This window comes from Uliginosibacterium sp. H1 (assembly GCF_036017065.1).
GTDB lineage: Bacteria > Pseudomonadota > Gammaproteobacteria > Burkholderiales > Rhodocyclaceae > Uliginosibacterium.
The window spans coordinates 802,178-825,520 of record NZ_JAYXHR010000001.1 but is presented as its reverse complement, the minus strand read 5'-3'; the positions used below and the strand labels follow the sequence as shown (position 1 = coordinate 825,520).

General features: G+C 65.9%; 18 protein-coding genes. 8 read left to right on the top strand and 10 right to left on the bottom strand.

The annotated features are described in order from the left end of the window. Positions 1–91: 91 nt before the first annotated feature. The 8 genes from mutS to prfB all read right to left on the bottom strand — a co-directional run bounded on the left by mutS (position 92) and on the right by prfB (position 12,619). Positions 92–2,620: a DNA mismatch repair protein MutS gene (mutS, locus tag VVD47_RS03755; RefSeq protein WP_443080958.1), complete on the bottom strand. Its 2,529-nt coding sequence runs from the start codon at positions 2,618–2,620 to the stop codon at positions 92–94. Positions 2,621–2,942: 322 nt separating this feature from the next. After that, the gene (gene lysS, locus VVD47_RS03750) at positions 2,943–4,466 is read right to left on the bottom strand and encodes a lysine--tRNA ligase (RefSeq protein WP_327602061.1); all 1,524 of its coding nucleotides are present in this window, start codon (positions 4,464–4,466) and stop codon (positions 2,943–2,945) included. Positions 4,467–4,718: 252 nt separating this feature from the next. Beyond that, the gene (locus VVD47_RS03745) at positions 4,719–5,795 is read right to left on the bottom strand and encodes a GGDEF domain-containing protein (RefSeq protein WP_327602060.1); all 1,077 of its coding nucleotides are present in this window, start codon (positions 5,793–5,795) and stop codon (positions 4,719–4,721) included. Positions 5,796–6,041: 246 nt separating this feature from the next. Beyond that, the gene (locus VVD47_RS03740; RefSeq protein ID WP_327602059.1) at positions 6,042–8,834 is read right to left on the bottom strand and encodes an ATP-binding protein; all 2,793 of its coding nucleotides are present in this window, start codon (positions 8,832–8,834) and stop codon (positions 6,042–6,044) included. Positions 8,835–8,865: 31 nt separating this feature from the next. Then, entirely contained in the window at positions 8,866–9,678 is an 813-nt protein-coding gene (locus tag VVD47_RS03735; protein ID WP_327602058.1) for a hypothetical protein, read from the bottom strand. A 6-nt stretch (positions 9,679–9,684) separates the two neighbouring features. Further along, a complete protein-coding gene (locus tag VVD47_RS03730) occupies positions 9,685–11,040 on the bottom strand; it encodes a hypothetical protein (protein WP_327602057.1) in 1,356 nt (451 codons plus the stop codon). Between the two features lie 32 nt (positions 11,041–11,072). Next, entirely contained in the window at positions 11,073–11,444 is a 372-nt protein-coding gene (locus VVD47_RS03725; protein WP_327602056.1) for a GFA family protein, read from the bottom strand. A gap of 70 nt (positions 11,445–11,514) precedes the next feature. Further along, positions 11,515–12,619, bottom strand: a protein-coding gene (gene prfB / locus VVD47_RS03720) for a peptide chain release factor 2 (protein WP_327602055.1) whose coding sequence is annotated in 2 segments (ribosomal slippage) — positions 11,515–12,537 and positions 12,539–12,619 — 1,104 coding nt in all. Because the reading frame shifts where the segments join, the coding sequence is not laid out codon by codon here. 117 nt (positions 12,620–12,736) lie between these two features. Here prfB and VVD47_RS03715 point away from each other — a divergent pair. After that, positions 12,737–14,065 carry a replication-associated recombination protein A gene (locus VVD47_RS03715; protein WP_327602054.1) on the top strand — a complete coding sequence of 443 codons (1,329 nt, stop codon included), beginning with the start codon at positions 12,737–12,739 and terminating at the stop codon, positions 14,063–14,065. 163 nt (positions 14,066–14,228) lie between these two features. On the opposite strand, the gene VVD47_RS03710 is transcribed toward VVD47_RS03715, so the two are convergent. Then, on the bottom strand, positions 14,229–14,492 hold the full coding sequence (locus tag VVD47_RS03710; protein ID WP_327602053.1) for a hypothetical protein: 264 nt from the start codon (positions 14,490–14,492) through the stop codon (positions 14,229–14,231). 106 nt (positions 14,493–14,598) lie between these two features. On the opposite strand from VVD47_RS03710, the gene serS reads away from it, so the two are divergent. Both serS and VVD47_RS03700 read left to right on the top strand, forming a co-directional pair. Beyond that, a complete protein-coding gene (gene serS, locus VVD47_RS03705) occupies positions 14,599–15,888 on the top strand; it encodes a serine--tRNA ligase (RefSeq protein ID WP_327602052.1) in 1,290 nt (429 codons plus the stop codon). Between the two features lie 166 nt (positions 15,889–16,054). Then, entirely contained in the window at positions 16,055–17,560 is a 1,506-nt protein-coding gene (locus tag VVD47_RS03700) for a M48 family metalloprotease (protein ID WP_327602051.1), read from the top strand. 89 nt (positions 17,561–17,649) lie between these two features. On the opposite strand, the gene VVD47_RS03695 is transcribed toward VVD47_RS03700, so the two are convergent. Further along, complete coding sequence (locus VVD47_RS03695) at positions 17,650–19,890, bottom strand: rhamnogalacturonan lyase (protein ID WP_327602050.1); 2,241 nt, start codon at positions 19,888–19,890, stop codon at positions 17,650–17,652. A gap of 237 nt (positions 19,891–20,127) precedes the next feature. Here VVD47_RS03695 and lexA point away from each other — a divergent pair, with 237 nt between their 5' ends. The 5 genes from lexA (at position 20,128) to dapA (ending at position 23,335) form a co-directional block, all read left to right on the top strand. Continuing rightward, the gene (gene lexA / locus VVD47_RS03690) at positions 20,128–20,790 is read left to right on the top strand and encodes a transcriptional repressor LexA (RefSeq protein ID WP_327602049.1); all 663 of its coding nucleotides are present in this window, start codon (positions 20,128–20,130) and stop codon (positions 20,788–20,790) included. 49 nt (positions 20,791–20,839) lie between these two features. Continuing rightward, the gene (locus tag VVD47_RS03685; RefSeq protein ID WP_327602048.1) at positions 20,840–21,028 is read left to right on the top strand and encodes a hypothetical protein; all 189 of its coding nucleotides are present in this window, start codon (positions 20,840–20,842) and stop codon (positions 21,026–21,028) included. A 30-nt stretch (positions 21,029–21,058) separates the two neighbouring features. Further along, positions 21,059–21,325: a YdeI/OmpD-associated family protein gene (locus tag VVD47_RS03680; protein WP_327602047.1), complete on the top strand. Its 267-nt coding sequence runs from the start codon at positions 21,059–21,061 to the stop codon at positions 21,323–21,325. Positions 21,326–21,426: 101 nt separating this feature from the next. Next, the gene (locus VVD47_RS03675) at positions 21,427–22,353 is read left to right on the top strand and encodes a histone deacetylase family protein (RefSeq protein WP_327602046.1); all 927 of its coding nucleotides are present in this window, start codon (positions 21,427–21,429) and stop codon (positions 22,351–22,353) included. A gap of 100 nt (positions 22,354–22,453) precedes the next feature. Then, a complete protein-coding gene (gene dapA / locus VVD47_RS03670) occupies positions 22,454–23,335 on the top strand; it encodes a 4-hydroxy-tetrahydrodipicolinate synthase (RefSeq protein ID WP_327602045.1) in 882 nt (293 codons plus the stop codon). The last annotated feature ends 8 nt before the right edge of the window (positions 23,336–23,343 follow it).

The following is a 23,343-nucleotide window of genomic DNA, read 5'->3' as shown; positions in this document are numbered from 1 at the left end:
GACGATCGATTCTAAGCGGGAAAAGTCACTGTCCTGTTGCGGCCTCATGCGCACGGCGGCATGAAGGCCATGTCTCCCGCATGAAGAGCGTCTACAGCGCCTTCTTCAGCGCGTACAGGGCTTCCAGCGCCTCACGCGGGCTCATGCTGTCGGGGTCCAGCTCGAACAGTTGTGTCAGTGCGGGGTGCGAGGTCGTGGTCTCGACTTCGGGCAGGGTCGCGAACAGGTCTTCCTGCGGGCCCGCCGCGATCTCGCGGTTCTCCAGCGCGCGCAGGCGGCGCTTGGCGTCGCGCACCACCGGCGCGGGAATGCCGGCCAGCGCGGCGACCTCTATCCCGTAGCTCTGCGAGGCCGGGCCTTCTTCCACTGCGTGCAGGAAGACGATGCGATGGGCATGTTCCACCGCGCCGAGGTGCACGTTGGCGCATTCCGGTGTTTCCTGCGCCAGCCGCGTCAGCTCGAAGTAATGGGTGGCGAACAGTGCATAGCTGCGGTTCTTGTCCAGCAGGCTGCGGGCGATGGAGTAGGCCAGCGCCATGCCGTCGAAGGTGGACGTGCCGCGGCCGATCTCGTCCATCAGCACCAGGCTGCGTTCCGTGGCGCCGTTGAGGATGGCGGCGGCCTCGGTCATCTCCACCATGAAGGTGGAGCGGCCGGAGGCCAGGTCGTCGGAGGCGCCGATGCGGGTGAAGATCGCATCCACCGGGCCGATGCGCGCCGACGCGGCGGGCACGAAGGCGCCGCAGTGCGCCAGCAGCACGATGAGCGCGACCTGTCGCATGTAGGTCGATTTACCGCCCATGTTCGGGCCGGTCACCAGCAGCATGCGGCGGGTCGGCGACAGCAGCACGTCGTTGCTGATGAAGCTGTCGACCTGACGTTCGACTACCGGGTGGCGACCGCCGCGGATGTCGATCAGCGCTTCGTCCACCAGTTGCGGGCGGCTGTAGTTGTAGCGCGCCGCGGTGTCGGCGAAGGCGTTCAGACCGTCGAGCAGGGACAGCGCGTGGGCAATGCGTTGCAGCAACGGCACGGCAGGTGCGAGCTGGGCGACCAGCGTTTCGTAGAGCAGCTTCTCGCGGGCCAGCGCGCGGTCCTGCGCGGACAGCGCCTTGTCCTCGAAGGTCTTCAGTTCCGGCGTGATGTAGCGCTCGGCGTTCTTCATGGTCTGGCGCCGGCGGTAGTCGTCCGGCACCTTGTCCGTGTTGGCGTGGGTGACCTCGATGTAGAAGCCGTGCACCCGGTTGAACTCGACCTTCAGGTTGGCGATGCCGGTGCGCTCGCGCTCGCGTGTTTCCAGCGCGACGAGGAACTCGCCGCAGTTGTTCTGGATGGCGCGCAGTTCGTCCAGGTCGGCATCGAAGCCATCGCGCATCACGCCGCCATCGCGTACCTGTACGCCGGGTTCGTCGGCAATGGCTGTCTGCAATGCCCGGAGGATGTCCGCAGGCGGTTCGATCTGGCGACAGATGTCATGCAGCAGGCCGCTGGATACCGGGCCGAGTGCAGCACGCAGCGCAGGCAGTGCTTCCAGGCTCAGGCGAAGGCTGGACAGTTCGCGCGGGCGAACGCTGGCCAGTGCAATGCGGGTGGCGATGCGCTCCACGTCGGCGATCGGCTTCAGCGCCGCGGCGACTGCCAGCATCGGGCCATTGCCGTTGTTGCCGAGCAACTCTGCGACGGCTTCGTGACGGGCCGAGCACGCGGCGCGGTTGGCGAGCGGGTGGTGCAGGCAGTGGCGCAGCCAGCGCGCGCCCATCGTCGTCTCGCAGCGGTCCAGCAGCGACAGCAGCGTGGGCGAAGCTTCGCCGCGCAAGGTCTCGGAGATTTCCAGGTTGCGGCGGGTGTGCGCATCCAGCCGCAGGTAGTCGTCGTCGCGTTCAATGCGCAGGCCGGTGATGTGGCCCAGGCTGTGGCGTTGCGTGGCCCGCGCGTAGTCGAACAGTGCACCGGCGGCGGCCAGTGCCACCGGCATGCGGTCGGCACCGAAACCGCCGAGGTCGCGGGTGCCGAAGTGTTCGGTCAGCAGCTTCTGCGCGGTGTCGGTATCGAACTGCCAGTCAGCCAGGCGGCGCAGCGCCGGCACGCGCGCTTCGAGGATCGGCAGGCGCAGGCTGTCGGGGATCAGCGCTTCGGCCGGGCGCAGGCGTTCGAGTTGCGCCGGCAGTTTTTCCGGGTCGGTCTCCAGCAGGCGGAAGTCACCGTTGGCGAGGTTCAGCCAGGCCAGGCCCAACGTGCCCCGGTTCAATGACAGGGCGATCAGCGGTGCGTCGGCACGGTCGTCCAGCAGGCCGGCGTCGGTCAGCGTGCCAGGGGTGACGATACGCGCCACGGCACGCTCCATCGGCCCCTTGGTCGCGCCGGGCTCGCCAACCTGCTCTGCGATCACCGCCGACTCGCCCAGCTTCACCAGCTTGGCGAGATACGGCTCCAGCGCATGGAAGGGCACGCCCGCCATGCGGATCGGCTGCCCGCCCGACGCACCACGCGTGGTGAGCGTGATGTCGAGCAACTGCGCGGCACGTTCCGCGTCCTCGAAGAACAACTCGTAGAAGTCGCCCATGCGGTAGAACAGCAGCGTGTCCGGGTGCTGCACCTTGATGCGCAGATACTGCTGCATCATCGGCGTATGGGCGGCGATCTCGGCTTCGCTGAAGCGGGGCTGGGCGGCGGACACAGGGATTTTCTCGCGCGGCGGGGGAGGCGGGATTTTAACAACCCGGGGCGGCGCGGCAGTGTCAGTTGCCGGAAAAAGAACTCAACGACACTGGGTTCCCGCTTTCGCGGGAACGACGGCTTCGGATATCAGAAGCCCGCTGGAGGGGAATGACGCGAGGCGGCCGTAGCGAGCGGGTCGAGGTTGAAACGCGGAGCGGAGACGTACGTGATGTACGTTGAGCACCACAGTTTCAAGATCGGCCCGCGCAGTAGGCCGTGTCGTGTCATTCAGGGCGGAGGTGGGGGAAGAGGATCACGTCCCGAATGGCCGGACTGTCCGTCAGCAGCATGATCAACCGGTCGATGCCGATGCCACATCCACCCGTCGGGGGCAGGCCGTACTCCAGCGCGCGCACGTAGTCGGCGTCGTAGTACATCGCTTCCTCGTCACCGGCATCCTTGGCCTTGGCCTGCGACAGGAAACGCTCGGCCTGGTCTTCCGGATCGTTCAGCTCGGAGAAGCCGTTGGCGATCTCGCGGCCGACGATGAAGAGCTCGAAGCGCTCGGTGATCTCGCGGTTCTTGTCGGAAGCGCGGGCCAGCGGGCTGGTCTCCACCGGGTAGTCGATGATGAAGGTGGGGTTCCACAGTTGCGCTTCTGCCGTCTCTTCGAAGAAGGCCAGTTGCAGCGAGCCGATTCCGACTTCACCCTTCGGCAGTGCCTTGCGGGCGGCGAGCTGCTCGCGCAGCCAGGCTTCGTCGGCGAGTTGCGCTTCGGTGAATTCCGGGCAGTACTTCAGCACGGCCTGCACCATGGTCAGGCGGTCGAAGGGGCGGGAGATGTCCAGCTCGCGGCCCTGGTACTGGAACACCTCGGTGCCCAGCGCCTGGCGTGCGGCGTGGCGCAGCAGGCCTTCCACGAAGTTCATGAGGAGGTTGTAGTCGGCGTAGGCCTCGTAGAACTCCATCATCGTGAACTCGGGGTTGTGACGCGTGCTCACCCCTTCGTTGCGGAAGTTGCGGTTGATCTCGTACACCTTCTCCAGACCACCGACGACCAGGCGCTTGAGGTACAGCTCCGGTGCGATGCGCAGGAACATCTGCATGTCCAGCGCGTTGTGGTGCGTGATGAAGGGCTTGGCCGATGCGCCACCGGGGATGGGATGCATCATCGGCGTTTCCACTTCCAGGAAGCCGTGTGTGTCCATGTACTGGCGCACCGCGGACACCAGCTTGCTGCGCGCGATGAAGGTGGCCTTGGACTCCTCGCTGGTGATCAGGTCGAGGTGGCGCTGGCGGTAGCTTTGCTCCACGTCGGCCATGCCATGGAACTTGTCCGGCAGCGGGCGCAGGCACTTGGAGAGCAGGCGGATGGATTCGCTCTTGACCGACAGCTCGCCGGTCTTGGTCTTGAACAGGGTGCCGGTGGTGCCGACGATGTCGCCGATGTCCCAGGTCTTGAAGTCGGCATACACGTCCTCGCCGACGGCGTCGCGCGTGACGTAGAGCTGGATGCGGCCGGACAGGTCCTGGATGGTCAGGAAGGTGGCCTTGCCCATGATGCGGCGGAGCATAACGCGACCGGCGACGGTGACGCTGACCGGCGTCGCTTCCAGTGCTTCCGTTTCCTTGTCGTCGTAACCCTCGTGCAGCTTCGCGGCGGTGTTCTCGCGGCGGAAGTCGTTGGGGTAGGCGTTGCCTGCCTCGCGCCATTTCGCCAGTTTGGCGCGGCGCTCCGCGATGATGTGGTTCTCGTCTTGCGCGGGCTCGGCGGCGTTGCTGGTGGATGCGTTCGGCTGGTCTGACATGGTCAAGGGATGCAATCAAGGCTGGAATCGTGCGCCATCGGCGCGAGAGCCTGACATTTTGACCGATCGGTGCAGGGCTGTCACATGCGCTGCGGGGTTTCTGCCCCTGTCAGAACGGGAAAAGCCTGCAAAGTGGAGTGGAGCGGAGCGCAACCGCTTCGGGAAAATGAGTGGCCAGGCGCGCCGACGCAGACAGTACGATTGGTACGGCCAGGAGGCGCAAGGACGCCAGAACCACTTTGCAGGATTTTCCTAGTCGAACAATGCGTCGACGTCGGCTTGCAGATCCGCGTTGGAGGTTTCCACCGGCGCATCGACCAGGCCTTGCGCCACGAGGTCTTCGTAGCAGGCAATCTGGTTGCGGCCGTTTTCCTTGCAGAAGTACAAGGCCTCGTCGGCGCGGCCCAGCATGTCGGCCGGCGTCAGGGTGGCGTCGATCTGGAGATAACCCAGCGAGCAGGTGACGCGGCCGACCTGTGGAAACTCGTACTCTTCCACCGCCTGGCGGAAGCGGTCGAACACCATCGCGGCCTTGTCCTGCGAAACGTGGCGCAGCAGGATCACGAATTCCTCCCCGCCGAAGCGGAACAGCTTGTCGCTGGTGCGGAAGGTCTTCTTCATGATCTCGGCCACGCGCAGCAGCACTTCGTCGCCGAAGAGGTGGCCGAAGTTGTCGTTGATGCGCTTGAACTTGTCGATGTCGACCACGCCCAGCCAGCAGGGGCGGGCGGTCTTGTCCTCGTCCTCGCGACGGTCGCCGTTCTTCACGCGCCTGGCCTGCTCCGCAATCGAGATGAAGCGGTCGAAGTTCTCGTCGAAGGTCTTGCGGTTGTTCAGCCGGGTCAGCGTGTCCAGTTCGGCGTAGTCCAGCATCTTGAGCTGCTGCTCGTAGATGCGCAGGAAATGGCGCAGGCAATCCATGGCACCGGCATCCGGCATCTGCGGCGTGCGGGCATCGAACACCGCCGCGGCGTTGCCGACACCGCCCACTGAGAACGCCAGGCGGATGTCGCTGCCGTATTCCTCGCAGGCGAAGCCTTCCGGTGTGGCCAGACATTCTTCCAGGAGGGGGTCGGCAGAGAGCGATTCGTTCTCCGCTTCGAGGCGGTCCACGTCAGCCGTCGACGAACCCACGCCCTCCACCGACCAGGCGGCCGGCGTCAGTGCGTAGCCTTGCGGGGTGATCTGCACGCGGTGCAGCAATGCGAACTGCGCGTCGATCAGCTCGCGTCCGCCGCTGGCAACATGCTCGGCCAGACGCTCGCGATCGCGCGAGGCAGTCATTTCATCCATGTGCTCCAGCAGGTGCAGCAGGGTGTCGGCTTGCATGAGAACGAGCGCGTTGGCCTTGGCTATGAAAAGGGGCGCAGCAAAAACGGGGCGCAGCAAAAAACGGGCGCAGCGTGGGCGGTTCAGCTTGTCAGCGAGTATCGGCCCTCATGACGCTTTGCTGAAGGCCTCGGGCGTGTGGGAATCCACGAGGGAAGCACTGATCTTTCAGGCATTTCGTGGCTTTTTGTTACGCGGGTGGCGTTTGACGCCTCAAAGCGCCACCCGTGGCGCGAAAGCGACCGCTCAGTCGATCTGGCGTTTGAGCACGCCGATGGCTGGCGCCCAGTCTTCCGAAGGTCGTTTCTTGCGTGTCACCAGTGTTAGCTGGGCCGGCTGGAATACGTTGGCGTTATGGGTCACCGGGGTGGTGATGAGGTACTGGGCGCGGGTGGCGCGCAGGAAGGCGCCCACCTTGTCGATGTTGGCCACGTCCAGGTGGGCGAAGGGTTCGTCGATGAACACGAAGCCGCCGGGGCGGGCTTCGTCCATCAGCAGGCCGATCAGCAGGATCAACGACTTCATGACCTGCTGGCCGCCGGAGGCCTCGCCGTCGTTGAGGCTTTGCGCGCCCTTCTGGTCGAAGTCGAACTGCACTTCCAGGCCGGCCGAATGCAGCGTGGCGTCGTCGTTGTCCAGCACCGGCAGCGGGCATTCGACATTGACGCCGGCCAGTTCGCCCAGCGCGCGCAGGTTCTTGCCGTACTGGCGCACGGTGGCACGCAGCTTGGCGATATAGGCGGCGCGGGCTTCGTCCACCAGCACGCGGGTGCGTTCGCAATAGGCCAGGCGCTCGCCGGCATCGCGTTCGCGCTGCGTCAGCTCCAGCGCCAGCTTGTCGCGCACCGCCACCACGCTGTCGTCGGTCACCCAGTCGCCGTCGGCGAGGCGGCGCTTCAGGCGTGAGAGCTCGTTGCGCGCGCCGTGTGCGCCGGCGTACTGCTCGGACAGCGCGTGCACCGTGTCGGCGTCCAGCCAGTCCGCGGGGATGCCGTGCTGCAGGCGGCGCAGCTTCAGGAGGCGCTGTGCCTGTTCATGGCGGCGCGGTGCGGATTCGCTGCGCAGGCGGCCGAGGTGCTGTTCGACATCGCGCAGGTCGCGCTCGCGACGGTCGATCTCGATGGTGACGCCGCGCAGCATGTCGGCCCGGCGTTCCGATTCGGTGTTGGCGGTGCTGCGCTGCGCTTCCAGGGTGTTGAGCTTTTCGCGCGCGGCGGGCAGGGCGGCGTCGGCCTCGTTGTAGCGCTCCGCATTGGTGGCCAGCAATTGCGCGGCCTGCAGGCCGATCAGCCGGCCACGCAGTGCCCGCAACGCGGCTTCCGCTTCTTCCAGTTGCGGGCGCTTGCTGCGCAGGGCGGCGTCGAGTTCCGCCACCTGCTTGTCCAGCGCATCGACGCGAGCCTGCTTGGCGAGTTCGCCGAACCAGAAGTCGGTGGGCACGCCCAAGTGGCGTGCTCCGCGGCGTTCGCGGTGGTAGCCCTCGCGGGTGATCCATTCCTGTTCGCGCGGCATACTGGCGCCTTCCGCGGCGTCCTCCACGCGCTGGATGCGGCCCAGCAGGTCGGCCAGCCAGCGCGGCGGGTCGGCGGTGAATTCGACGACCGCCAGCAGCGAGTCGCGGTCGCCCTTCGGCGCGGGTGCGCGTTCGGCGACGATGAAGTGACGGAAACGCTCGCGCTCGCCCATGGCCCAGGCCATATGACGATCGCCTTCGTCCTCCAGCAGCACCAGGTGACGATAGGGACGCAGGATGGCCTCCACCGCGCCTTGCCAGCGTGCATCACGCACGTTGACGATCTCGGCCAGGCCGGCGTGGGCGATGCCTTCGTCGCGCAGCGTCTGGCGGAAGCGGTTCACCTCCGGCTCGCCCGGCGGGCCGGACAGCGAACGGGCGGCGCGCAGCGAGCCGGCGACGTCCTCGAACTTCGTTTCCAGCGTGCGCACTTCGTTGCGCAAGGCCTGGCGGCGGCTGTCGAGCTGCTCGTGTTCCTTTTCCAGCGCGACGGCATCCTCGCCGTGTTCGCGCGCCAGTTGCTCGCGCAGGCGGTTGCGTTCTTCCAGCACCTTTTCCAGGTCGCGCACCGCGTCGCGCGCCTGCTGCCAGGCGGCGTCGGCCTCACGGGCGGCGATGCGCGCCTGTTCAACGGCGGATTCGGCGCTGCCCTTTTCTTCCTTCACGCCGGCGAGGCGGCTGCGTGCGGCGTCCAGCCCGTCGCGATTCTTCGCAAGGTCCTTGCGGGCACCGGCCAGTTGCTCGCGTTCGGCTGCGACCTGTTCGCGCAACTCGCCGACTTCCAGGCGCGGAATGACGTCGGTGTCCAGCGCCTGTACTTCGCTGGCGAGGCCTTTCCATTCAGCGTAGCGATCCGCTTCCAGGCGCTTGGCCTCGGCCTGCGCACGCAGCTTCTCCAGGTCGAGCGCCAGCGCGTCCAGCTCGCGCTGCGCGCCTTTCTGCTCCTGCCGCGCGGTCTCGTAGTTGTCCAGCACCTCCTTGTCGCCGAACACGTCGAAGACGAGGTCCAGCAGGTGGCGTGGCGAGTATTCGCACAGCTTGTCGGTGTCGCCCTGTTCCAGCGACAGCACCTTGGCGATGGCCGGCGACAGGCCGGCGAAGGCCAGGCGGTGCTGGTAGTCGCGCAGGCCGGCGAAGCTGGCTTTCTCTTCCAGCTCCTCGACGCTGACCAGGCCGTCCTCGATGCAGTACTCGCGCGTCCAGTCACCGCCGGCGCGCTTGATGCGGCAAGCCAGGGTGACGACGTCCTTCATGCAGGGGAAGAACGGCCGCTTGCCGGTGGACGAGGGCGTGTTGGCGACGGTGGCGCGGATCCATGCGAAGCCGTGGTTGGAGCGGCGCACATAGCGGCGGTAGTCGCGCTTGCCGGAGCACTTGAGCGCGAACAGCGTGCGCATCGCGTCCAGCAGGGTGGTCTTGCCGGAGCCGTTGGGGCCGACGATGGTGATGATCTGGGCGTCCAGCGGCACCGTGAAGCGGCGCCAGAAATCCCAGTGGACGAGTTCGATTTCGCGGATGTGGAACATCGGGTGTCAGTGTCTCTGTCGTGGGCGCGGCTCAGCGGCGCGCTTCGATGTCGTCGATTTCGTCTACGACGTGTGTTTCGCCGCCGTCGTCATCCGGCGTCGCGGTCAGCGTCGTGTCAGGCGTGGGACGGACGCCAGCCGGGGCGTCCGGCGGCACGTCGTCCTCGTAGACATCCAGCACGTCCTCGTCGAGTTCGCTCTGCGTCGGCAGTGCGTGACCGGCGCTGGCCAGCACGTCGGCCAGGGTGCCGTTGATGATGCGGTCGGCCAGCACGCGGTAGTCCAGCAGCACGTCGAGCAGCGGGCCCTCGTAGATGTAGTTGTTGCGACGCTCGATGAAGCCCAGGCGGGCCAGCTTGCCGAGCGCGAAGTTGCGGATGCGGGTACGGCCGCCGAGTTGCGTGCCGAAGTCGGCCAGCAGCGAGGCCTCGGACACCGCGCCGGACACGGTTTCGCCGTGTTCGATCGGCTTGTCCTGGCCGAACATGTCGTTCTGGCCATCGTCCGCCACCTGGCGGCGGCCGAGCTGGCGTTCGCGCTTGGGCAGCACGATCAGCGCCCAGATGACGATCAGCAGCGCGATCTCGTCGCGGGTCAGGCCCATGGTGCTGGCCTGGTATTCGCGGCCGCCCAGCACGGCATCCATGACCTCGCCTTGCAGGCCGACGGCCACATGTTCCGCGAAGGGGTTGTCGAGCAGCACGAGGCCGACGGCGGCGAGGCGCGCTTCCAGTTCGCTGCGGAAGCTTTCGTCCACCAGCGCGCGGCGCACCTGGCTGTCGTTGCGCGGCAGCCAGCGATGGGCGAGCAGGCGCGCGGTGAGGGAGGTGATGTCTTGGTCCATGTTCGCTCAGGGAGAGACGGGGGTAGCCGTCGTGGTGTCCGTGGTGCCCGGGCGGGGGCTGTCGTCCTTGCTGGTGCTGGCCGGTGCGCCGCTGCGTACCACCTGGCCGGCTGACATTTGTTCGATCTCGTCTTCGCGCAGGGTCAGCAGCGTGGCTTCCAGCATCAGGTCGTAGGGCATCTGGGTGAAGCTGGCGACCGGGCCTTCGGCCTGCGCCTCGACGCCGCCCAACAGGGACAGCAGCGACAGGCGATAGCTGGCCGGGCCGAAGCCGCCGCCCAGCACCAGCTTGTGGGCGGGCGCTTCCTGTTCGACGGCGGCGAGCTTGTCGGTGAGGCGGATCAGCAGCGACAGGTCGTCGGTCTCCGGCGAAATGTTCATGTCGGCCGAGCCCGGCGGGGGCAGGGCGGTGTCGGCCTCGATGCGTTGTACTTCTTCCGACAGCGCGCTCTCGGCGCGGTCCAGCAGTTCGTGGCCGCCGGCGAGGTACTGGGTGCGCACGCCGCCACGCATGGCGCCGTGGCCCAGCGCGACGATCTGCGTGATGCTCAGTCTGCGCAGCCAGGCGGCTGCATCCGAGGAGGACACGCCGGAGGCGCCCAGCGTCACGCGCTGCGATTCGATCTTGTTCAGCGCCCGCTGGAAGGCAGCGTCGACGCGCGCCAGACGGCTCTGCGCAAGGCCGATGGAGTGGGCGATGCGGCCGGTCTCCGCGCTGATCTCGTCGTCGGAGAGCAGTTCGCGCAGGATGCTGGTGCCCTTGTCCAGCCAGCGCACGTTGGCCGACAGGCGCGAACGGGCTTCCAGGATGCGGAACTCGGAGCCGGAAGCGATGGCGTCCTCGAAGCTCTCGGTCAGCGCGTTCAACTTCGCCAGCAAGTGCTGCAGCATCTCCGGCGACACGCTGCCGGTGGCCTGCATGCCGGCGAGTTGCGTGGTGAGGAAGCCCAGTTCCGCGTCCTCGCTCTCGCCGAAGCGCAGCAGGGCGGAGATGGCAGCCAGCGCGTTGCGGCCGGCGTCGGTCAGTGAGTAGGTGCCGTCCTCGCCGAAGACCATCAGGCCGTTTTCGCGCAGGCGCTTGAGCACGGTCTCCAGCTTGACGGTGTCGAGGTAGCTGAAGTGGCGGCGCAGGGCGTCCGGCTCCCAGCGCGTGGCCTCGGCCTGGATGCCGAGTTCGCGCAGCACGTGCAGGCGCGCGTACACCTCTTCGTCGCCACCGCGGAACAGCGTGATGAAGGCGTCGATCAGCGCATGCGAGCGCGCCAGCGACCACAGCGCGGGCACGTCGTCGAGCTGGAAGCCCGGCGCGAGGAATACGGCGAGATTCGCAGCCAGTATCGAGGCGGGATTGGTCGGGTTCATGTGTCGTTGTTGCGTGGCTGGGTCCAGCGCGCTCAGCTTGGCACCACTCGGCTTTGCGAGGCGCCGTCGGCCACCGGGATGTCACCCAGCTCGAAGGGATTCACGCCTTCCAGGCAGGCTACGTTGAAGCCGTATTCATCCGGCTTGCTGCGGCGCTGGTGGTGCGTGTAAATGCCGCAGACGCTGCAGAAATAGTGCTTCGCGATGCCGGTGTTCCACTGGTACAGGCTCAGCTTGTCCGCGCCCTGGATGACCTTCAGGCCGTCGAGCGCCACCATCGCCATCACCGCGCCCTTGCGCCGGCATAGCGAACAATTGCAGCGGCGCAGGTTCTGCAGGCCGTCGGGCAACTGCAGGGTGAATACGACGGCGCCGCAATGGCAGGAACCGGTGCGGGTTTCCATGGCGAGTTCTCCCGATCAGGGGGTTGGCGAGGCGCGACGCAGCGGGGAGGGCGGGCGTTCTATGCGCCGCTCAGACGCCCTGTTTCAGGCTGGCCTCGATGAAACCATCCAGGTCGCCGTCGAGCACAGCCTGGGTATTCCCCACTTCATGGTTGGTGCGCAAATCCTTGATGCGGCCCTGGTCCAGCACGTAGCTGCGGATCTGATGGCCCCAGCCGATGTCGCTCTTGGCGTCTTCCAGCTTCTGCTGTTCGGCCTGGCGCTTGCGCAGTTCCAGTTCGTACAGGCGGGCGCGCAGCATGCTCCAGGCTTCGTCGCGGTTGCGGTGTTGCGAACGGTCGTTCTGGCACTGCACGACGATGCCGGTCGGCACGTGGGTCAGACGCACGGCGGAGTCGGTCTTGTTGATGTGCTGACCACCGGCGCCGGAGGCGCGGTAAGTGTCAGTACGCACGTCGGCAGGGTTGATGTCGATCTCGATCGAGTCATCCACCTCCGGAAACACGAACACCGACACGAAGCTGGTGTGGCGGCGGGCGTTGGAGTCGAAGGGCGACTTGCGCACCAGGCGGTGGATGCCGGTCTCGGTGCGCAGGTGGCCGTAGGCATAGTCGCCGGTGACCTTGATGGTGGCGCTCTTGATGCCGGCAACTTCGCCTTCGGACTCTTCCATCAGTTCGACGGTGAACCCCTTTTTCTCGCAGTAGCGCAGGTACATGCGCTCCAGCATCTGCGCCCAGTCCTGCGCCTCGGTACCGCCGGCACCGGACTGGATTTCGATGAACGCCGGCTGCGGGTCCATCGGGTTGTTGAACATGCGGCGGAATTCCAGTCCGCCGATTTCCCCGGCAATGCGCGTGAGGTCCGCTTCCACCGCCGCGACGGTGTCCTCGTCCTCTTCCATGCTGGCGAGCTCGAACAGCTCCTCGGTGTCGGTCAGGCCCTGGCCGATGCCGTCCAGCGCCAGCACGATGGTCTCCAGTGCCTTCTTCTCGCGGCCCAGTTCCTGCGCGCGTTGCGCGTCGTTCCAGATGTTCGGGTCTTCGAGCTGCTTGGAGACTTCCTCTAGCTTTTCCGCCTTGTCAGGGTAGTCAAAGATACCTCCGCAGTTCCTGCTCGCGGGCGCGCAGGTCGGCGATCTGGTTGGTGATGGCGTTGAGGCGTTCGGCTTCCATGGCGCGGTTCCGGCAAATCGGGGAAACCCGGGATTATAGCCGGCCGCCTTCGCCCGGCCGAGGTTGTCTATGGGTCGCTACAATCCGTCCTTGCCGTTTCACTGCCGGAAGCCTGCCTTGGACGACCTGTTCGCCGATCAACAACCCGCCGCCAACGTGCCGCTGGCCGAATCCCTGCGCCCGAAGAGCCTGGACGAGGTGGTGGGCCAGGCCCACCTGCTGGGGCCGGGCAAGCCGCTGCGCCTGGCCATCGAGGCCGGCAAGCCGCACTCGATGATCCTGTGGGGGCCGCCTGGCGTGGGCAAGACCACGCTGGCACGCCTGATGGCGACGCATTTCGACGCGGAGTTCGTGGCCTTGTCGGCGGTGTTCTCGGGCGTCAAGGACATCCGCGAGGCGGTGGCGCAGGCGGAGTCCATCCGTGCCGTGAAGGGGCGCAGCACCATCCTGTTCGTCGACGAGGTGCATCGCTTCAACAAGTCGCAGCAGGACGCCTTCCTCCCTTTCGTGGAATCCGGCCTGCTGACCTTCATCGGCGCGACCACCGAGAACCCGTCCTTCGAGGTGAATTCCGCGTTGCTGTCGCGGGCGGCGGTGTACGTACTGGACAGCCTGAAGCCGGAAGAGATGGCGCAGCTCTTCGAGCGCGCGCAGCGCGTCGCTTTTCCCGACATCGTGTTCGAGGAGGAGGCGCGAGAGCGGTTGATCGGCTGGGCGGACGGTGACGCGCGCCGCTTCCTCAACGTCCTGGACACGCTGCGCACGGCGGCACATGCGGCGGGTGTCGAGACGATCAGCGGCGAGTTTGCGCAGAGCACGCTGGCGCAGAACCTGCGCCGCTTCGACAAGGGCGGCGAGGCCTTCTACGACCAGATCTCCGCGCTTCACAAATCGGTGCGCGGGTCCAATCCGGACGCATCGCTGTACTGGTTCGTGCGCATGCTGGACGGCGGCGCGGATCCGCTGTACCTCGGCCGTCGCGTGGTGCGCATGGCGGTGGAGGACATCGGCCTGGCCGACCCACGCGCGCTGACGATGACGCTGGAGGCCTGCCAGACCTACGAGCGCCTTGGCTCGCCGGAGGGCGAACTCGCGCTGGCGCAGGCCGTGGTGTATCTGGCCTGCGCGCCAAAGTCGAACGCGCTGTACATGGCCTACAACGAGGCGCGCCGCTTCGTGGAGCAGGACGGTACCCGACCGGTGCCACTGCACCTGCGTAATGCGCCGACCAAGCTCATGAAGGAACTGGACTACGGCAAGGCCTACCGCTACGCGCACGACGAGCCGGAGGCCTACGCGGCTGGCGAGAACTATCTGCCGGAGGGCATGCGCGAGCCGGGCTGGTACCGGCCGACGGACCGCGGCATGGAAGGCAAGATCGCGGAGAAGCTGGCTTACCTGCGCAGCCTGGACAAGGCCGCGAAAAAGGATGGCGGCAAGCGCTAGCCGGGCTGTTCAGCCTTGCACGCGGGATGAGTACGAGCTGCGGACGAGAAATTCCCGCAGTCAGTCGGGGGCGTCCGGCTGACCGCGGGAGGAAGACGACCCGGAGGTCATCTTGTTGCTCGCATCCCGAAGAGGGGCGATGACGCGCACGGGAGGCGCGGGATCATTGAGCGAGCGGGTGCGCAGCACGAAACTGCGCATACACGTGCAACACGTGTTCTGCCTTGTCGAGCTGCCCGTCACGCATGGCAGCCGACACCATTTCCTCCAGGCACTGGTCGATCATGACCACGCCCTCGTCCGTCTGCACCAGCCCGCACGCCAGTGTGGCGGCCACATGCGTGGGCAGATGTTCATGCTCGGCAATGAGCGCGATCTCTTCCTCGGTGAGATCGCAGTAGTCGGTGCAGTCCTTGAGAGAAAGCATGGTCACGACTCCTGTTCCAGACTCATGTTTCAAGGTAGCTCGCCTGTGCGGGATGGCAAGCTAGAATCTCGACTTTCCGACGCCGTCGCGTTGTACAACAACAAACATGCTCGACATCCAACTACTCCGCACCCAGCTCGACACCGTGGCCCAGCGCCTCGCGTCGCGCAACTTCGTTCTGGACACTGAAACCTTCACCGCGCTGGAGAACGAGCGCAAGCATCTGCAGACCCGCACGCAGGAAGCGCAGTCGCGCCGCAACAGCCTGTCCAAGCAGATCGGCATGCTGAAGGGCAAGGGCGAAGATGCTTCCGCCGTCATGGCCGAAGTGGCCGGGCTGGGCGACGAACTGAAGGCCAACGAGGAATCGCTGGCTGCACTGCAGGCGAAGCTGAATGACTTCCTGCAACGCATCCCGAACCTGCCGCACGAGTCCGTGCCGGTCGGCAAGGACGAGTCCGGCAACGTGGAGGTACGCAAGTGGGGGACGATCCGCAGCTTCGATTTCGAAGTGCGCGATCACGTCGACGTCGGCTCCGCGCTGGGTCTGGACTTCGACACCGGCGCCAAGCTGTCGGGTTCGCGCTTCACGTTCATGCGTGGTGGCATCGCCCGCCTGCATCGCGCGCTCGCGCAATTCATGCTCGACACGCAGACCAACGAGCATGGCTACACCGAGTGCTATACGCCTTACATCGTGAATGCCGATTCGCTGCTGGGTACCGGCCAGTTGCCCAAGTTCGAGGCCGACCTGTTCGCGGCGAAGAAGGGCGGGCAGGAAGGTGATGGCGAAGCGCTGTACCTGATCCCGACTTCCGAAGTCACGCTGACCAACACCGTGCGCGACGAGATCGTCGCGGCGAAGGACCTGCCGATCAAGCTGACCGGCCACACGCCGTGCTTCCGCAGCGAGGCCGGCAGCTACGGCCGCGACACCCGCGGCATGATCCGCCAGCACCAGTTCGACAAGGTGGAGATGGTGCAGATCGTGCACCCGGAGACCAGCTACGCTGCACTGGACGAGATGGTCGGCCATGCCGAGGCCATCCTGCAGAAGCTGGGCCTGCCGTATCGCCTGATGTCGCTGTGCACCGGCGACATGGGCTTCGGCGCCAGCAAGACCTTCGACCTCGAAGTCTGGCTGCCGGCGCAGAACGCCTATCGAGAGATCTCGTCGGTGTCGAACTGCGAGGGCTTCCAGGCGCGCCGCATGCAGGCCCGCTTCAAGAGCGAGCAGGGCAAGAACGAACTGGTGCACACCCTCAACGGCTCCGGCCTGGCCGTGGGCCGCACGCTGGTGGCGGTGCTGGAGAACTACCAGCAGGCGGACGGCTCGGTGACCATCCCGGAAGCCCTGCGTCCGTACATGGGCGGGGCGAGCAGCCTGAGCGCCTGACAGGGACTGCCTGTCCGATCGAACGGCCGTCGCATGACGGCCGTTTTCTTTTGGTCCGGGCATCTGCTTGTCGCTGGTCGGCAATACGGCACGTTCGTCCAGCGCTGATATCGGACCTGGTTTGTTTTGATAATGTTGTCGAAATTGTCATATCCGGGTGCCGCGCATGACCGACCAGGAATTCCGCAAGCTGGTTGCACGACTCGAAGTCGAATGCGAAATATCGCCGCCACGCTATCGTCTCCGCGTGTTGGCGCTGGCCCTGCTGGGCTATGCCGTCGTGCTGGCGGCGCTTGGCCTGGGGTTGGGGCTTCTCGTCGCCGGGGCCGCCTTCCTCGCGGAGCAGCGGTACTTCGTGGGCGGCAAGCTGGCCCTGATCGGCGGTGTGATGACCTTCCTGCTCGTCCGCGCCCTGTGGGTGCGCCTGGAAGGCCCGCCGGGCAAGCGCCTGACGGTCGAGCAGGCTCCACGCCTGTTCCGTCTGATCGAGAAGTTTCGCGTCAAGCTGCAGGCACCGCCTATCCACGAGGTGGTGCTCAACGACGAGATGAATGCCTCGATCTGGCAGACGCCGCGACTCGGCATGTTCGGCTGGCATCGCAACACCCTGGTCATCGGCCTGCCGCTGCTGCAGGCCCTGAGCCAGAAGCAGTTCACCGCCGTGCTCGCCCACGAGTACGGCCATCTGTCCGGCGCACACGGCAAGCTCGGGGCCTGGCTGTACCGCCTGCGTACGACCTGGGACCGCGTCTACCAGAATTTCGATGACCCCGATTCGCCGGTGGACCGTGGCCTGCAATGGTTCTTCCGCCGCTACCTGCCGTTCTTCAGCGCCTACAGCTTCGTGCTGGCCAGGCAGCAGGAGTACGAAGCGGATGCCATCGCGGCCCGCATCGCCGGCGCGCGGGAGGCCGCGGATGCGCTGGTCAGCGTGCGGCTGAAGGGCCGTTTCATCGGCGAGCGTTTCTGGAACCGGCTGTGGCGTGATGCGGACAATCACCCGGCGCCGGCACTGATGCCGCATGCATCGATGCTGACGGCATTGAAGGCCGGCATCACTGCCGGTGACGAGAGCGCCTGGCTGAAAGAAGCGATGGCGCAGCGTACCGACGTGGATGACACCCACCCGGCCCTGCGTGATCGGCTGGAGGCCCTCGGCGAGCCGGCCCGCATTCCGCCGCCGGCTTCGCCGTCTGCGGCGCAGGCCTTGTTCGAGGAGCGCCTGCCGCAGCTCGTGAAGCACTTCGACCAGGATTGGTGGCGCCAGGCGCAGCCTGCCTGGCGCGAACGCCACGGGGATGTCCAGGACGCCCGCAGCACGCTGGCGGAACTGGGGCCGGACGAAGGCGCGTTGGCCGAGCAGGACAGGGAGCGCTACGGACTCGCACTGCTTACGCTGGACGAACCGGACCGTGCGCTGGCAGTGCTGCGGCGCGTGGCGGACAGCCGTGAAAGCACCGCAAGGGCCACCTTCATCGTCGGACGCATGCTGCTCGAGCGGGATGACGAATCAGGCATCCGCTACCTGGAGGCTGCGATGGACAAGGACGGCGAGTGCGTCTTCGCCGCGAACGAACGGGCGTGGGAGTTCTATGCCAGACGGGGCGACACCGAGAAGGCGGAGTACTACCGCGAGCGCCTGATGGCCCTGCATCAAGACGAGGCGGACTGAACGACCGCTGCCCGGAGTGGGTTGAAGTGAAACGGCCCGGATGCTCACGCACCGGGCCGTTTCATTTGCAGCTCAGCCTGCCTGTCGTCTTACGGCGTATAGACGTTGGGACGTACCGGCTGGCTCATGCCCGTACCCAGGTAGAAGCTCGGGTGCGGGGGCTGGTTGTAGCCCACGTTCTGCCAGGACAGCGCCACGCGGTACTGCGGGTCGTGCAGCAGCGTGAAGAAGCGGTAGCTGGTCGGGATCGTGGTGGTGAAGATCAGCAGCTTGTCGTTGTCGCTGTGACGCCAGATCACTTCCTCGCGCCAGTCACCCAGGATGTCACCCGAAATGCCGGGGTTGGACTTGGTGCCGTTGTTCGACGCGGCGCCATTGTTGCCGGCCGACAGCAGGGTGCTGCTTGAGCCCTGGTTCCACTTGTAGATGGAGGTGCCGTCCAGGATCTCGCGCATCAGGTCACCGTCCCACCAGGCCATGAAGTTGATCTGGCTCGGCTTGGAGCCGATAGACACGCCCGCGGCACTCATCAGCGTGCCCTTGGAGCCCCAGAACTCGGCACCGGCGTAGCGGCTGTCGATGTCGCCGACCACGCCACGACCCACGTCCACACCCTCGCCCGACATGCTGGCGATGATGGAGCCGGTGCGTGCGTCACGCATCTCGATGCCGTGGCTGCCATAGGCGCTGGGCGACTCGTGCGGCATCACGGCTTCCAGGCCGGAGCGGGCCGGGTTGAAGTCCGAGACGTGCAGCGCGTCACCGTGGCCGCGGCCGGTCGAGTACAGACCGGAGCCGTTGTCGTCGATGGCGGCCGCGCCGAAGATGATTTCATCCTTGCCGTCGTTGTCGACGTCCGCGATGGACAGGCTGTGGGCACCCTGGCCGGCGTATGCGCTGTTGCCCGACGAGTTGCTGTCGAAGGTCCAGCGGCGGCTCAGCGAACCGTTGCGGTAGTCCCAGGCCACCAGTACCGCACGGGTGTAGTAGCCGCGCGTGAAGACCGCGCTCGGACGCTTGCCATCCAGGTAGGCCACGCCGGCCAGGAAGCGGTCCACGCGGTTGCCATAGCTGTCCCCCCAGCTGCTGACCGTGCCACGGCCCGGCAGGTAGTCGGTGCTTGCCATGGCCTTGCCGGTCTGGCCGTTGAACACCGTCAGGTACTCGGGGCCGGACAGCACGTAGCCGCTGCTGTTGCGGTAGTCGGCGCTGCTGCTGCCGATGATGGCGCCGGTACCGTCCTTGGTGCCGTCGGCCGTCTTCATCATCACTTCTGCCTTGCCGTCGCCGTCGAAGTCATAGGCGAGGAACTGCGTGTAGTGCGCGCCGGCGCGGATGTTGCGACCGAGGTCGATGCGCCACAGGCGGGTGCCGTCGATCTTGTAGCCATCGACAAACACGTTGCCGGTGTAGCCCGACTGCGAGTTGTCCTTGGCGTTGGACGGATCCCACTTCAGCACGATGTCCAGCGCGCCGTCGCCATCCAGGTCGGCCACGCTGATGTCATTCGGCGAGTAGGTGTAGGCCACGCCGTCGGGCGAGGTGCCGCCGGAGGGACGCGACAGGTTCACCGTCTTGTACTGGTTGCTCCAGACGCTGCCGGGGCTCTCACCGGTCCACTCCGTGCCATTGACGACCGGCACCACCCAGTAGCTGGAGCTCGACGAGCCACCGGAATCCAGGTAGCTGGTCGCGGTGGTGATCGGGCTGCTGTTCAGCTTGCTGTTGTTGCGGTAGATGTTGAAGCCGATGCCATCCGGATCGGTGGCCAGCATGCGCCAGGACAGGAACACGCCGCCGCTGGTCTGCACCGCCACCGCGCCGCGGTTCAGGCGCTCGACCTGCTTGCCATTGGTGCTGCCGCCGGAGCTGCTCGACGACGAGCTGCTGGAAGAGGATGAGGTCGAGCTGGAGCTGCTGCTCGAAGAAGACGAGGAGGAAGACGACGTCGAACTGGAGCTGGAGCTGGAGCTGGATGAGGAGCTGCTCGACGATGAACTCGTTGAAGAGGAGCTGCTGCTCGACGAGCTCGAGGAACTCGAAGAGGAACTGGAACCGCTGCTCGTGCTGTTCGAGTACGAGCACCAGGCCGAGCTGCTGAAGCTGTTGCTCGGAAAGTTGCTGCCGCTACAGACGACGCTGTTGGTGAAGGTGCCGTAGACGAAGCTGCCGGACTTGCCGAGCGCCACCGAGCGGGTGCCGCTGAACGTGCAGGTCGCGCCGGTGTTCTGGACGCATTTGGTGTAGCCGCTGGGATAGTCGGTGGCGGCATGTGCGGCGGCGCTCAGGCCGAACGCTGCCACAGCACCCACAAGGTGCTTGAGTTTCATGGTGTCTCCTCCGGGATGGATGTGTTTCTTCTTGTACTGCACGTGCGCCGCGTGCATCTCGTGTGCAGCGTCAGCTCCGGGAATCATGTACGAATTTTTCTGACACGACAAACCGCGCTGCACCACGGCAAAGCCAGCAGCGAGCGATTATTCACGCAAGGGCTTGCGTTCTGTGGCGGAGCTGTATAAAAATACAATTACTGTATGAAAAAACAGTAGCCCGCTTAAGGATTCCGCATGCAGTCCCTGACCGCTCGCCAGCAAGCCATCCTCGATTTCATCCGCCGTTACATGGCGGAGCAGGGCATGCCGCCCACCCGCGCCGACATCGGCGCTGCCTTCGGCTTTGCCTCGCCCAATGCGGCTGAAAGCCATCTCAGGGCGCTGGCGCAGAAAGGCGCGATCCGCCTGGAGCCCGGTTCGGCTCGCGGTATCCGCCTGCCCGAAGGCATGCTCGAACAGGTCAGCGAACGCCTCGATGCGCACCTGCGCACGGTGACCGAGCGCCTGAGTCTGCCGCTGGTGGGGCGGGTCGCCGCCGGCTCGCCGATCCTCGCGCAGGAACATATCGAATCCCGCCACGCCATCGATCCGGCGATGTTCATGCCGCGCGCCGACTACCTGCTGCGCGTGCGGGGCAACTCCATGACTGGCGTCGGCATTCTCGACGGCGACCTGCTGGCGGTACACAACACTGCCGAGGCCCGCGACGGCCAGATCGTCGTGGCCCGCGTCGAGGATGACGTCACCGTCAAGCGGCTGCGTCGGCGCAGTGACGGCATCGTCGAACTGATTGCCGAGAATCCGGACTACGCGCCGATCCTGGTCGACCCGTCCCATACCCCGCTGGCCATCGAAGGTCTTGCCGTCGGCCTGGTCCGCGATGGTTTCGCCCGCTGAGCCCGTTCATCCCGCCCCTTGCTGTCCGCACGCATCACAGGAGTCCGCCATGTTTGCCCGTCATCTCGCCGCTGTCGTCCCCGCCCAGTCTTCTCGCGTCTCCCAGGCTTGTCCGCCGGCCCGGCCTGCGCGGATCAGCATCCGTCCCCTGGCCATTCTCGAAGTGGTGCGTCGCCGCGGCCGTAGCTGGGGCCTGCTGGCCCAGTACGAAGAGGCGCGCCTCGGCATCAAGCGTTGATCGCCAACCGTTGCACAAAGCAAGGACGTCATGAGCGAAGCTTTTGCCCGACTCAAGCGCGAACGCCATCCGATGCCGGATTTCGTGCGCCAGGCGCTGGAACACCAGCGCCTGCTGGACGCCTACCGGGGGCGGCCGGGCTACCAGCAGAATGACTACCTTGGCTGGATCAATCGCGCACGCCTGCCAGAGACCCAGCAACGGCGGCTTGAACAGATGCTCGACGAACTGGCGCGGGGCGACGTGTACATGAACATGCCCTGGCGCCCGGCGCGCCGGAGCGGGCACGCCGATTAAGGGGGCGGGCGGCCGTTTGGCTGCTGCCGGCCACCATCGCCGGCTTGTGTCGTCGCGGCGACCGTGACAGAGTTGGCGGCGTCGCATCGCGGAGGTTTCTCTTGACCCCCACCGCCTTCATCACGCACCCCGATTGCTGGCAGCACAACATGGGTGCCATGCACCCGGAGTCGCCGGATCGCCTGTCGGCCATCCGCGACCAGATGATCGCTTCCGGGCTGGACCAGTACGTCGACAGTGTCGAGGCGCCGATAGCCAGTCGCGAGAACCTGTTGCTCGCGCATACCGACGAGTACATCGACGACATCCATGCCGCCGTACCTGAACGCGGCATCACTCACCTGGATCCGGACACTGCCATGTGTCCGCAAACCCTGAAGGCCGCATTGCGGGCGGCAGGCGCTGGCGTGAAAGCCGTGGACCTCGTGATGGGTGGCGACGTGCGCTCGGTGTTCTGCGCAGTACGCCCGCCCGGGCACCATGCGGAACGCATGCGCGCGATGGGCTTCTGCTTTTTCAACAACGTTGCCATCGCTGCGCTCCACGCGCTGGAACATCATCGGTTGGCGCGGGTGGCCGTGATCGATTTCGATGTGCACCACGGCAACGGTACGGAAGACATTCTGGCTGGTGAGTCACGGGCGATGATGCTCAGCTTCTTCCAGCACCCGCTCTATCCATACAGCGGCACGAAGCCCCTGGACGACAACATGCGCAATACTCCGCTGCCGGCAGGTACGCGCGGCGATGCGGTGCGTGCGCTGGTGGAGGAGAAATGGCTGCCGGCGCTGGAAATGTTCCAGCCCGAGATGCTGGTCATTTCAGCTGGCTTCGACGCCCACTACGAGGACGACATGGCGTCCATGGCACTGGTCGAAGCCGACTATGCGTGGATCACGGCGCGTCTGCGCGAGTTTGCCGACCAGCATTGCAAGGGGCGCATCGTCTCGATGCTCGAAGGCGGCTACGCGCTTTCGGCCCTGGGCCGCAGCGTGGTCGCCCATGTCAAGGCGCTCGCCGGCATCTAGGCCGTGACCCCGCCAGTGCGTGTGACTGCTTGCAAAGCTCGCAGTCTGGCCGGGCGGCTCGGGTACAATGGCCGTTTAGATTTCGATGTCACGGTCCGACATGATTACGGGTTCTCTCGTTGCGCTGGTCACGCCGATGCAGGCGGACGGTCAGCTCGACATGCCGCGTTTTCGCGCGCTGATTGATTTTCACGCCAGGGAAGGCACCGACGGTCTGGTCATCGTCGGCACCACCGGCGAGTCGCCCACGGTTGATGTGGAAGAGCACTGCGATCTGATTCGCGTGGCGGTCGAACATGCTGCCGGCCGCCTGCCGATCATCGCCGGAACGGGTGCCAACTCCACCAGCGAGGCCATTGAGTTGTCGCGCTTTGCCAAGCAGGTCGGGGCGCAAGCCTCGCTGTCGGTGGTGCCGTACTACAACCGGCCGACCCAGGAAGGGCTCTACCAGCACTTCAAGGCGATCGCCGAGGCGGTGGATCTGCCGGTCATCCTCTACAACGTACCCGGCCGTACCGTTGCGGACCTGTCTAACGACACGGTTCTGCGCCTGGCGCAGGTCGACAACATCGTCGGCATCAAGGACGCCACCGGTAGCCTGGAGCGCGTGACCGACCTGGTGATGCGTGCGCCGAAAGATTTCGCGCTGTACAGCGGCGACGACATGACCGGCATGGCGTTCATGGCGGTCGGTGGCCACGGTGTCATCTCGGTGACGGCCAACGTGGCGCCGCGTCTGATGCACGAACTCTGCGTGGCCGTGCGCAGCGGCGAACTTGCGCAAGCCCGTGCGATCAATGAAAAGCTCTTCCTGCTCAATCGCGATCTCTTCGTGGAGGCCAACCCGATTCCCGTGAAGTGGGCGGTCGAGCAGATGGGCCTGACAGGGCCCGGCCAGCGTTTGCCGCTGACCCGTCTCTCCGATCAATTCCACGCTCGCGTGCGTGCCGCCATGGCGGCTGCCGGCGTGGCGCATTCCTGAATTCGAGG